The 12,736-nt window shown below is 44.5% G+C and carries 9 protein-coding genes and 1 pseudogene; 7 read left to right on the forward strand and 3 right to left on the reverse strand.

The window, feature by feature from the left end:
- The first annotated feature begins 56 nt into the window (after positions 1-56).
- The 4 genes from AACR11_RS16410 (at position 57) to AACR11_RS16425 (ending at position 6,557) form a co-directional block, all read left to right on the forward strand.
- Positions 57-1,070: a helix-turn-helix domain-containing protein gene (locus AACR11_RS16410; RefSeq protein ID WP_029789308.1), complete on the forward strand. Its 1,014-nt coding sequence runs from the start codon at positions 57-59 to the stop codon at positions 1,068-1,070.
- Between the two features lie 541 nt (positions 1,071-1,611).
- The gene (locus tag AACR11_RS16415) at positions 1,612-2,874 is read left to right on the forward strand and encodes a hydroxymethylglutaryl-CoA reductase (protein ID WP_079324914.1); all 1,263 of its coding nucleotides are present in this window, start codon (positions 1,612-1,614) and stop codon (positions 2,872-2,874) included.
- A gap of 785 nt (positions 2,875-3,659) precedes the next feature.
- Positions 3,660-5,222, forward strand: a complete 1,563-nt coding sequence (locus tag AACR11_RS16420; protein ID WP_029789306.1) for a DUF1800 domain-containing protein — start codon at positions 3,660-3,662, stop codon at positions 5,220-5,222.
- A gap of 9 nt (positions 5,223-5,231) precedes the next feature.
- A complete protein-coding gene (locus tag AACR11_RS16425; protein ID WP_017189082.1) occupies positions 5,232-6,557 on the forward strand; it encodes a DUF1501 domain-containing protein in 1,326 nt (441 codons plus the stop codon).
- 69 nt (positions 6,558-6,626) lie between these two features.
- On the opposite strand, the gene AACR11_RS16430 is transcribed toward AACR11_RS16425, so the two are convergent.
- A complete protein-coding gene (locus AACR11_RS16430) occupies positions 6,627-7,724 on the reverse strand; it encodes a ketoacyl-ACP synthase III (protein ID WP_017189083.1) in 1,098 nt (365 codons plus the stop codon).
- A 165-nt stretch (positions 7,725-7,889) separates the two neighbouring features.
- Between AACR11_RS16430 and trxC the strand changes: the two genes are divergently transcribed.
- On the forward strand, positions 7,890-8,324 hold the full coding sequence (gene trxC / locus AACR11_RS16435; protein ID WP_005446926.1) for a thioredoxin TrxC: 435 nt from the start codon (positions 7,890-7,892) through the stop codon (positions 8,322-8,324).
- A 176-nt stretch (positions 8,325-8,500) separates the two neighbouring features.
- Positions 8,501-9,656, forward strand: a pseudogene (locus AACR11_RS16440) (MFS transporter).
- Between the two features lie 104 nt (positions 9,657-9,760).
- Here the strand turns inward: AACR11_RS16440 and AACR11_RS16445 are convergent.
- Positions 9,761-10,657, reverse strand: coding sequence for a helix-turn-helix domain-containing protein (locus tag AACR11_RS16445; RefSeq protein WP_029789304.1), 897 nt, complete (start codon positions 10,655-10,657; stop codon positions 9,761-9,763).
- 52 nt (positions 10,658-10,709) lie between these two features.
- Between AACR11_RS16445 and AACR11_RS16450 the strand changes: the two genes are divergently transcribed.
- Positions 10,710-12,095, forward strand: a complete 1,386-nt coding sequence (locus AACR11_RS16450; protein ID WP_029789303.1) for an MATE family efflux transporter — start codon at positions 10,710-10,712, stop codon at positions 12,093-12,095.
- Positions 12,096-12,102: 7 nt separating this feature from the next.
- On the opposite strand, the gene AACR11_RS16455 is transcribed toward AACR11_RS16450, so the two are convergent.
- Complete coding sequence (locus AACR11_RS16455) at positions 12,103-12,501, reverse strand: nitrous oxide-stimulated promoter family protein (RefSeq protein WP_005446930.1); 399 nt, start codon at positions 12,499-12,501, stop codon at positions 12,103-12,105.
- Between the last annotated feature and the right edge of the window lie 235 nt (positions 12,502-12,736).

Genomic DNA, 12,736 nt, shown 5'->3' on the forward strand with positions numbered 1-12,736 from the left:
CGTTATGCGCTAAGATTGGTTGAAGGTCACTTGGGCATACATGGAGTATTCGCTTGATGCCAAATCAAACATTTCATCTACCCGTTATTCAGACTAACTATGCTCGTATTCTGGTCGAGGTCTTTGCCGACTATGGCTTGGACAAACACAAATTGCTCAGTGATGCCGGTTTGCCTGCGGACTTATTCCAGACCGAGAGTGACTACATCCCATCTGAATCGATAAAGCGTTTGATTCATTTAACTTCTTCTCAACTGGGCATTACAAAATTTACCGACTTATTGGTGTTAGTCTTCCGCCGCCGCGTCATACCCAATGTCTTGCATCAGTTTGTGCCATTTAAAACCATCGGCGATTCAATGCAGCACATTGATGAGATATTCAGTTTAGACTCCCCCGGCAGTAACGTTTGTTTCGAAACCCATCATGGTCATGCTTGGTTCTGTCGTTTCTCTGAACAAAAAGACACACAAATTGCGGACTGGTCTGAAGCATTTGCTGTCATTTACATCGCGGAACTCATCAGCATTTTGACCAAAACCACTTGGTATCCAAGCAAGGTTCGCCTACAAGGAAGCAACAGTGACATCGTGAAAAGTGTTGTACCTAGCCAGTGCCAGATATTCGTAGGTCAAGAGAAGACTGGTGTTTACATTCCCGATGACATTCTTAACGTACCCATTCAAATATCAGACTCACAGTTAGGCACTGAACCAAGTCAGATTCAGTGGCATACGAGTTTTACCGATAGCGTGTTTGAACTCCTGCGCCCTTATGTGCGAGAGCGTAATTTGTCGATAGAAGAAGCGGCTCAATTGCTGAGCTATTCTGTTCGAACCTTTCAAAGAAAGTTAAAGAATGAAGGGACTTCTTTTCGACATATTAAGGAGTCATTGATGTTCTCTGTTTCTTGCGAATTGATGGAAGAAGGACACTCTCTCACTTATATATCCAATCAACTTGGCTACACCAGTATTTCGCACTTTTCGCGCGCCTTTAAAAGAGTGTCCGGGTTATCTCCTAAAGTGTATAAACAGTCTATTGCGCTGAACGCATCCAGCACTTCGTGACGTTATACTGCTCAGTCCATTTGAGGCTTGGTACTTGGTAATTGCTTGAGCTTGGCTTGCATCAGTGTTGCGAGGTCTATCTCATCACACAGCACTTCTACGTCCTGAACTCGAAAGTAAACAATCATACGTTACCCTCAATTGAAAACGTGGGGCTATTATGCCGTGGCGCAAACCAAGTTATTTACCATTTTACGCCACTCAAACACATTTCAATCCAATCATTTTGAAGTCTCAAATTAGAGTAATTCATCCACTTTGCACAATCTTTACAATAGGAAGAATTTACCGACTTGCTCGTTTCTTACCTTCCTACGTCGACGTTATGCATGCTTTATAATGCCGTATTTTCAATGCGTTATATTAATACCCCATCGTATTCCTTATTTGTTATCTGATCGATATCAAGCAATCTTCCGCTCAAGCCGCGCATTGTTCAATTTGAAGCTGAGCAGCCTTTTGTTGCAAAACGTATACACGGGATTGTAATCACGTTTTGTATCACTACAATTCCAAACCAAATGAATAAAGAAACGTTTGTATGCCGAAATTAAATTTAGACAGCGCAAGGAAAAGCTCTGCACTTTCTGAGAATGGAACCTGCGAAAAAGTACAATCGGCATTAGAACCGAAATACCACAAGCCAGGAAAGAAACTTTGCCTCAGTGCAGGTCTGACGGAGAAGCACATTCAACGCCGTTGGAACGTGCTGGAATCGATGACAGACAAAGATCTTCTCTTAGATCCTTTCACGCAATCGCATTACCACCAATACGCCAACAACATTGAGCACTTTATTGGCACGGTAAACGTTCCTGTTGGTGTTGCAGGTCCTTTGCGTATTAACGGTCTGTACGCAAGCGACGACTATTTAGTACCACTTGCAACAACGGAAGCTGCATTGGTGGCGTCTTACAACCGCGGAGTAAACTTAATTACTGCTGCTGGTGGTGCGAGTACCCTTTTGATCAGCGAAGGTGTGAGCCGTACTCCCGTGTTTGGTTTCCAATCACTTGCAGAAGCCGCGCAGTTCGTCAGTTGGGTAGTGACTCAATACGATATTTTCCGTAAAGAAGCGGAATCAACCACTACGCACGGCAAGCTCAAAGACATCAACGTTAACATTGAGGGCAATCATGTTTACCTCGTGTTTGAATACGTGACGGGCGACGCGTCTGGTCAGAACATGGTGACCATCGCGACGCACAAAGTTTTCCATTACATTCTTGAACACAGTCCAGTCACTCCGGTTGATGCTTACCTAGATGGCAACTTGTCTGGTGATAAAAAAGCCAACACACACACGTTGCGTTCAGTCCGCGGTAAAAAAGTTTCCGCTGAGGTTACAATCCCTGCGGCATTGGTTGAGAAATACCTGCACACGACACCAGATGCCATGGTGAAATTTGGCAAGATGAATACGGTCGGTGGATTACTAAGCGGCACTATCGGTATTAATGCGCACTATGCCAATGCCCTCACCGCTTTGTACATCGCATGCGGACAAGACGCGGCTTGCGTTGCAGAATCAGCAGTTGGTATTACTCGAATGGATGTGGATTCTAACGGCAATCTATATGCCTCCGTAACTTTACCAAACATCATGGTTGGAACTGTTGGTGGCGGTACTGGCTTACCAACTCAGAAAGCGTGTTTGGATATACTTGGCTTGCATGGAAATGGCAAAGCGAAAGCGTTGGCAGAAGTGGCAGCTGGTCTGTGTTTAGCGGGTGAGCTTTCTATTGTTGGTGCTTTCTGTGCCGATCATTTCTCCCGCGCGCACCATAAGCTAGCAAGAAAATAGTCTCACGAAATCCAATAAAACCACTCTTTTTTAGGCTCTGTTAACCTTTCGAACTGATTTTTGCAGCGAATTGTTGGTTACTTTTACAAGGCAAAGACTTTGCTGTGTAGCTAGCCTACACGAGAAGTTGATAACGCAATACAAATGACCAACAAACGCTGCCCGAAGGGTTCGGTTAGTCGCTCCCGGCGAAAATCGTTTTATGCTTTGTTTAGGAATATTTGCTTAGAATGACTAGGCGTCCAATCCGAACAAAATTTAACCGTGAAAGAGCAACAGATCCTCATCGTAGAGTGGTTTCTATTATTAAACCCAAGAAACTACGGTTACAGCGCACTACTGTATAAATACACAGAGCACATAAAACCCTCACCTTTCGTGAACGGTTTAACTCGTCACGCTTGATGGCTTCATTTCTTATTCAAAATTTCTTTAAAAGCTCATAAAACCACAACTAAGTGTTATATCAATTTGCACTTTTCGGTCAAACCTGACTCAAACGTTCTCGTTCTCAACGTATGAATTCAAAAAAGTTTCATATTTTATTTGAGATGGCTCACATCACATTGCTCACCGATTATTCAGTCACTTATTATTTTTTCTCATTAAAAATTAACCTTCAGCAAGACTATTTTCTGCAATTAACAACTTTGATAGTGATTTTTACCGTCTATAATCCGTTCTGCAGCTGCTTGATTTAACTGAATTTATTAATTAGCTCATTAAGAGCTTCATTACTCCCGTTAAATGGATTTAAGTCGTTCCTTTGGGTAAGAGAGTTAACGATGAAACGTCAGAAGCAAAATGAAATTTCTTGTTGGGTATTGGGCTTTGTTGCCATGCTGCTGTTCTTTGTGGGACCAGTGTCGGCTGACGAAGACGACCCTGACCAAGCGACCGCACGATTTTTATATCAAACGACATTTGGTCCAACTCCTGCTTTGATAGACCAGATAAACCAAACCAGTTATGACACGTGGATTACAGAACAAATACTTCTCCCACCCACCTATCACAGTGATCTTTACTTCACTCCTTTCAGCAAAGGAGCCCAAGCAAATAGAGAAAACGCTTGGTATCAAATTGTTTTAACCTCCGAAGATCAACTGCGTCAGAGAATGGCGTTTGCATTAAGTCAGATTCTGGTGGTCTCAAAAAATGGCGGTTTCTTATCGAGCAAGCCAACCGGACTAGTCAGCTATTACGACTTACTCGTTGAGAATGCGTTTGGCAACTATAAGGATTTGTTGCTCAAAGCGGCTAAACACCCTGCAATGGGAAATTACCTATCTATGATGGGGAGTACGAAAGAAAACCCAACAACCGGCGCACTACCTGACGAAAATTTTGCTCGCGAACTGATGCAGCTCTTCACTATTGGGTTATATCAACTCAACCTCGATGGCAGTGTTAAGTTTAATCATGACACCGGGCAACCTCTTGCTACCTATTCACAAAACGATATTCAAGAACTCGCTCGAGCTCTAACTGGCTGGAATAAGTCGGATGTCGACTTTGTGTTACCAATGCGAGTGGTAAACAGCCTTCATGATACCAACAAGAAAGTCGTGCTTGGGTCCACTATCCCTGCTGGTTTAAATGCAGAAGAAGAGCTCGAACTTGTCATTGATATCTTAATGGCTCATGACAACATCGCCCCTTTTGTTTCTAAATTGCTCATTCAGCGATTTGTCACCTCAAACCCAACGCCAGAGTACATTGCTCGCGTTGCTAGTACGTTCAATAACAATGGCAAGGGCGTGAAAGGCGATTTGCGCGCGGTAATTAAAGCGATTCTTCTCGACGACGAAGCGCGAGGATTGACATCGAACCAACCAATTAAAGTTAAAGAGCCAATCTTGGTCATCACTAATTTCCATCGCGCTGCTGGTTTTACTCTGACAGCGGCACGTTACGACAACGCAGTATCCTTGATGAATATCGCGAATCAAGGACCATTGCGCTCTCCATCCGTGTTCAACTTCTACTCTCCTGATTATCAGCCGTCAAAAGACTTTGTCTTTAATGGTTTAGTTGCACCGGAATATGAACTGTTTGATTGGTCGGTATACACCGAACTGGTGAACTTCATGCTTTATAGCGTGCGCAAAGGTTCCGAATCGACTTACACGCTCAATATGGATGAACTTTATCAACTCCTCGATGACCATAACGCTTTGGTTGATCGTGTCGACATGCGTTTCTTTGCCGGAACCGCTTCACCAGAGCTAAAACAACTCATGATTGAGGTGCTCGATAATTACCAAACCAGTTACGTACCGAAAACCAAACTTGCTTTAGTGATTTTCACAGCAATTTCGGGCAGCGAATTCTACATTCAAGATTAGGAGCGGATTATGAAACTCTCACGACGCAACTTTATGAAAGGTACCGCTTCTTTGGGTGCTTTTGCTTCTGTCGGCTTATCAGGCTACGCACTCGCAACACCGAGCAATGACTTCCGTGCTTTGATCTGTGTTTATATGGATGGCGGTAACGATGCAATCAATACCTTCTTGCCACTCTCCGACTTTCATTATGATCAATATGCCAGCGTGCGCGGTAAGTTATCGGTCGCAAAAAATACCGTCATTCCGATTGGCTTAAACGCCAGAGATAATCGAGGAAATGAGGTGCCTTTGGGGATGCACCCTAAGTTGGCTCGATTAACGGAGGTCTTTGAAAATGGCGATGCGACGGTCGTCCTGAACAGTGGCGTACTTGAACAGCCAATGTCAAAGCAGATGATCGAGTCTGGCGAAGTGCCCTTACCGGATCAACTCTTTTCTCACAACTCGCAGACCAAAACTCTGATGCGTGGCGGTATGGATACGTTTTCAAACCTTGGTTGGGCAGGACGTATGCTCGACATAATGGGCCGAACGTCTGAGATTACTCCACTCTACAGTGTTCATGGTGACTCCTTATGGCTGCGCTCACTTGAACATAGGCAAACAGTTTTGAAAAAGGACCGCGCCGTCCAGTTGAGTGCGATTGGAAACCCGCTTTACAAAGAAGTGTACGACCAGTTGTTAGCCACTTCTCCCGATAATCCATTCAGCGGGCATTTTAATCTCATGGTGGATGAATCAATGACCATGAGTGGTGTGTTAGCTGAGCAACTGCATAACGTCGACAATGCGCCTCTTTTTACCTCTACAACGCTAGGGAAACAGATGCAGACGGTTTACAAGCTTATCGCAAGCCAGAGCCAATTAAACCAACAACGACAAGTGTTCTTTGTTAAACATACTGGTTACGATGTCCATGATTCACAGCTTTCAAAACATCCTGCATTGCTAGAAGACTTGGCGACTAACCTTTTCGCTATGTATCGCGCTATTGACGCACTTGGAATGCGTGACAATGTCACTACATTTACCATGTCTGACTTTGGGCGACGCATGACAAATAATGGCAATGGTACCGATCATGGCTGGGGTGGACATCAATTTGTGATGGGAGGCGCGGTAAATGGTTCTCAACCAATTGGAACTTGGCCCGAATTGATACTAGGTGGTGAAGATGATTACTCTAAAGGGCGTTTGATTCCAAGAATCGGCACTGATCAAGTAGGTGCAACCTTAGCTCAATGGATGGGCATTACTGATGGGACAGCAATGGATTACGTGTTCCCAAATATACGCAACTTCCCTTCCTCTAACCTTGGCTTTATGTCATAGCTGCTGCAATCCAGTACGCAAAAAAGGGAGCATTATGCTCCCTTTCATTTATTGAGTTTGATATCTCATTTAAGCGTCTTCGCTGCGTGGTCGTTCATTACATAGCTTGATTGCACGCTCTAGAAGTTCTAATGCGGTCTTATCGCTTTCTGGTAATGCCGCTTCACTTTCGCCAATTGGCGTTACGCGGTCACCCCATTTCAACACAGCAGCGCCCCATGTCAAACCAGCGCCAAATGCAGCCAATAACATGTTATCACCTGGCTTCACGCGACCTTGCTCAAGAGCTTCACACAATGCGATTGGCACTGTTGCTGCTGATGTGTTGCCGTAGTTTTGAATATTCACGAACGCTTTTTCTTGTGGGATACCAGAAAGGTCACACAGCGTTTGGATGATACGGATGTTCGCTTGGTGCGGGATTACCACGTCGATTTGATCTGTAGTTAACTCTGAAGCTTTCAGAACCGTTTTCGCAGCCAGCCCCATGCCTTTAACTGCGCGTTTAAAGATCTCTTGACCAACAAAGTTGAAATCCCAATAACCGTTGTCTTCAGCGAAGCGGTCCATGCATGTACCAAACTTAGGAACAGAGAGAATGTCTCGCCCTTTTGCATCACAACCAATTTGTGATTGTAGAAGACCCGTTTCTTGCTCTGTACGCGTCAGAACGACTGCACCAGCGCCATCACCGAACAATACTGCCGTATCACGCATTGCCCAGTCGATGTAGAAAGAAAGGCGTTCCGCACCAATGATGATCGCATTACGGTAGTTGCCCGACTGGATCAAACGCGTACCAGTTTCAAGACCGTAGACAAAACCCGTACACGCCGCGTTTAAATCGAACGCGGCAGCAGAGCGAATACCAAGGTTTTGTTGCACCTTAGAGGCAATGTTTGGAATAAGAGAATCAGGAGAGCATGTCGCAACAATGATAAGGTCGATGTCACTCGCTTCCACGCCAGCACGAGCCATCGCATGTTGCGCAGCTACCGTTGCCATGTCCGACGTATTTACGTGGCTAATGCGACGGTTTTCAATACCAGTACGGGTGCGAATCCATTCATCTGAAGTTTCAAGGAAAGTGCTAAGGTCGTCGTTAGAGAGCGAAGCTGGTGGAAGGCATTTTCCCCAGCCAGTAATTTCAGCGTAGTAATTTGTCATCGCAGACCTATTTATTGTTGTATTTTAATGAAATTTCTTAGAACCTGTTCGGGTCCAAATACAAACCTGTCATATCGTATTTCGGCAGGCTAAAAAATAAGTATACAAATTATGAAGCAGACTGGTAAGTCATGTTTTCATCAAGTTGTCATAAAGGAAGAAGTCATGTCATCGTTTAAAACTCGTTGCCCGTCTTGTGGCGGTTTAAATCGTGTCCCTAATGAGCGAGTTGCAGAAGCTGCAAGTTGCGGTAAATGTAAGAACGCTTTATTTGATGGTGCGCCTGTAGAAGGCACCATCGATAACTTCTCAGCACTACTAGAGAGTGACACTCCAGTTGTGGTTGATTTCTGGGCACCATGGTGCAATCCATGTGTTGGTTTTGCTCCTGTTTTCTCGGATGTCGCACAAGAACAGACCGGAAACGCTCGTTTTGTCAAGATTGATACTGAAGCTCAACAACAATTGGCGGCTCAATTCGGTATTCGTAGTATCCCTACCATTATGGTTTTTAAGAATGGACAACGCGTTGACATGATCAACGGAGCATTACCAAAAACTCAATTCGATCAGTGGCTAAATCAAGCACTTAACAAATAAACCCAGTCGCCAGCCTCGCTCTCGGGCTGGCGTTTTTATGCAGCATTTCCTCATAGAATTTCGATAAATAACTTTTGTCGAAACGAATCAAATATATCATTTTACTTGCCTATTAATTAGCCTCATATTCGCGCCAAATAACCCCTGATTTTTACTTAACTTATAGGCGCAAAACATTGGAAAACACAGCCATTCCTGCAGCATCACCACGAGTCACAGTTCCTGTCGTAGCACTGTCTCTTTATGCAGTGGCATCAGGCTATTTGATGAGCTTGATCCCTCTTATGCTTGGTGAATACAACATCTCTGCTGATTACGCGAGTTGGTTGGCGAGTGTGTTCTATGGCGGTCTATTGTTTGGCGCCATGTTCTTTGAGCGAATCGTTCGCAGCGTTGGGCACCGTAAAGCGTTTGTCGGTAGCTTGGCAGCCTTTTCTCTGACAATCATCGTTTTGCCGATTATTCCTAATGGTATGGCTATTTGCACGCTTTATTGCGGGCATCGCAGTAGCGGGCGTATTCGTCATCGTAGAATCATGGCTAATGTCTGGCGATGAATCCTCACGCGCAAAACGTTTGAGTCTATACATGCTTTCTTTGTACGGCGGTTCTGCGCTTGGTCAATTTGGCATTGGCATTCTTGGCGTAAGTGGTGGCGTCCCTTTTGTTGCCATCACGACACTGATCTTGATGGCGATGCTAGTGCTACTATTCATCGACTGTGAACAACCAAACAGCCATGAGTCTACTGCACTGTCGTTCAAACAGATTTCAAAACTAAGCCACGCAGCAATCATTGGTTGTGTTGTTTCTGGTCTTACTCTGGGAGCAATTTACGGTCTGATGCCAGTAGAGCTCGCAAACCGTAAAATCAGCCACCAAGACATTGGTACTTTGATGGCGTTAGTGATTCTGGGCGGTATGTTGGTTCAACCTATGGTGACAACCTTAAACAAGTACATGGTACGTACTGTACTAATGGCGTTCTTCTGCATCCTTGGCATTTTCTCTATCGGACTCACTTTCATTTCTTCGTCAGCGGTGGTGTTGGCAGTGGCGTTGTTCCTATTAGGCATGGCGACATTCGCTCTATACCCAATTGCGATTAACCTAGGTTGTGAAGGCTTAGACGAGCGTTTCATCGTGTCTGCAACGCAAGTCATGTTGTTTAGCTACAGCGTGGGCTCAGTAGCAGGTCCAGTGGTTGCTGATAAATTTATGGGTCAAATGCACGGTTTGTTGGGCTACTTATTTGCAGCATTACTTGCAACTTGCATTTACATGCTAATCGCAGCAACTAAATCCAAGCACCAAATGGCGGCAGGTTTGTAATTTTTAACCTGTCCCAACCAAACAAAAAAACGAGGGTTCATGCCCTCGTTTTTTGTTTCTGAAATACTCTACTCTTTAAATCATTGGGGAATTAAAGCGGCTCATTAGTTTTGATTCTCCAATAATTTCTTGCGATAACGTGTTGGCGAACTGCCGTAGAACTTTTTAAATCGGTGCGTGAAGTTGTAAGGATCACGATAACCCAATCGGTTTGCTATCATGACAACCGACCAAGCTGGATACTGTAATAAGTCCGCCGCTTTGTGCATGCGAAGCTCAATTAACTTGCTCCTCGGACTCATGTTGAATAATTGTTTGGACAGTCGGTTAAACTGCTCTTCACTTATAAAACATCGCTTTGCCATCTCGGCGACCGTCCAAGGTAGGTGCAGTTGCCCTTCCACTTCATTAAATAATGTTTGAACGCGAGAAAGCGAGCTACTGATAGGCGTTTCGACGCTTTTGACTAAACGTTGTACTTCGCTGATCAATAACTGACGAAAACCAGTACGACCGCCTATCTCATTGTAGAGCAAGGTCATTAACGCCCAAATTTGCTCTGAACCTTGGAAAGGCATGACCGTCTGACCAAGATCCGACAGATGCCGCCAAGAACCTGCATTCTGAGGTAGTAGCCAAACCATTTTCCAATGATCTTTGTCAGGATTCATTTCAAACCGAAAGCACGTATCGACAGGCAAAATGGTCAGCGTATAAGGTTCTATCTCTTTGACAGAATCGGGGGTTATCAGAACGCCACCACCTTCAACCGTAAACAACAAAGTATGCACACCAACTTTGTTTCTTTCGACATGATAACCATCACGTAACTCAGCCAAGCCTGCCATAAAAATGTCTGCACGATGCCACTCAGGAATCTCTGTCAAAGTGAGAAAGCGTTCCTTACATGCAGGAGCCAAGTACACGTCATCTTGCCATTCCGTTTTGGTTGCAAATTGCTCAATGACGGATTTGCACAGCTTTTGTGGTTTTTCACACATGTATTTCCTTTCCTATACGCTTTATATTCCTCTCAAAATTTGAGGAGTGACTATGGCAAACAACATTGGTATCAAAAATAGTGCTAACCCTTTATATAACGGGCTACTTAAGCAGATTGTCCGTTTGGGTTTTCCTGTCGCCATCCAGAGTGCTTTGGTAGCAATACTTGCCTTAGCCGATGTTCTCATGGTTAGCGATTTTGGTAAAGAAGCAACCGCAGCTGTGGGAATTGCATCAAAATGGCATTTTGTCGCCATTATGATCATGGCAGGTTTAGCATCTGCAAATGGCACACTTGTTGCGCAATATTGGGGACGAGACGATGCCGTAAGTGCAAAAACCGTCACCGGTATTGCGATTCGTTTTGGTCTAAAGGTGCTTATTCCTGTCACTCTAATTATCACAGTTGGCAGCGAAGTGATCATGCGCCTGCAAACCAGCGATATTCAAGTCATTGACCTTGGTTCTACCTACCTTTGGTATGCGTTCCCTGTGTTGCTACTGACTCACATCATTATTGTATTAGAAGCCAGCATGCGATCGTCTGGTGACACCGTCACTCCACTATTAATGGGAGCAATGACTATTGTGCTCAATATCGCTCTGAACTTTTGGCTCATTAAAGGCGGGCTAGGTATACCTGCAATGGGTGTTGCAGGTGCGGCATTAGCGACGACGATTTCTCGCTTATTCCAAGTACTAGCCATGATTGGCTATATGCGTTGGCGTAAACATTGGTTATTGGAAGTAAAAGAAGGGGCTGAACGCCCCTCTTTGTGGCTCTCTTATCGCCGTTTGGCATTACCAATGACCTTAGGCGCGCTACTTTGGGCCATTGGTACGATGGTGTATCAAATGATTTTTGGTCACATGGGCACGACAGAACTCGCGGTGTTTAGCATGTTAGGTCCATTTGAATCTCTGTGTTACTCCATCTTTTTTGGAATCTCTGTTGCGTGTTCAGTGATGATTGGGCAGTCGTTAGGGCGTGATGCCTTTGAGCAAGCTCAGCACATGGCAAGCTTCTTCATTAAAGCGGTGTTTGTGTTTGGTATTTCGATTGGCGCATTACTGCTACTAAATCGAGAGTTAATCATTGCAGCATTGAACCTAGATAACTCAGAACTTTACCCACTCGCGGCACCCGCAGTCGTGATTTTATGTAGCGCGATTTGGCTCCGCATGCTCAACATGATCATCATAAACGGCATTATTCGAGCGGGTGGCGATAACGTCTTTTGTTTACGCATGGACTTTATCGCGATGTGGATGACTGGATTGCCTTTGTGCGCCGTCGCCGCGTTCGTCTTAGACTGGGAGTTTAAATGCGTTTACGCACTAATGATCGCAGAAGAAGTAGTGAAATTGGCACTGTGTTATCGTCGATACACGCAAAAGTATTGGATCAAGAATCTCACCGTTGTTACGACTTCTTAGTAAGTTTTTAACTAGGCTTCTTGGCTTCGCGTTCTGCACTCATTCGTTTGTGGCGATTCGACACATTTGCAGCTGGTTTATTTGGAACCTCACGCTTCTCATGCACCAAGTGCCGAATCGCTAAGATCGGATGCTTGAGTAACATTCTCGGTCCTGAATAACGCATCACTAAACGCATTTGCTCTTTAGGCTCGGGTTTGTAGCAATGTATTGGGCATTTATTGCAAGTCGGCTTGTCTTCTCCGTAAGGACAACGATCAAGCCGAACTTCCGCATATTCTAACAATTCGCGACATTCCGCGCATAGCTCACCTTTTGTGCCATGGTGGTCTTTACAGTAAACCTCGACCATCGCCTTGACGGTTTTAAATTCAGTGGCGAGTTTACCTAACAAAATGTCGCTCATTTTTTTCCTCTAACTAAAACAGATTCATACCCAAGTGACTTCAAGATGCAGGATTCAGAGCCCTATCATTGATTCGAGAGCAAAGAAAACTAAACCGTGTAATAGCAAGCTCTTTCCAAGTTGTTTGACGTAGCCATTTGTTTGACTAAAAAACTAAGTCATTCACGCTGAACCTAGTATCTCAGGTTACTTGGTATAACCCAGAGACCTTAACAATAAGGCTTTAAGTTACTTA

The sequence above is a fragment of the Vibrio sp. L85 genome (assembly GCF_963871815.1).
Taxonomy (GTDB): Bacteria; Pseudomonadota; Gammaproteobacteria; order Enterobacterales; family Vibrionaceae; genus Vibrio; species Vibrio harveyi.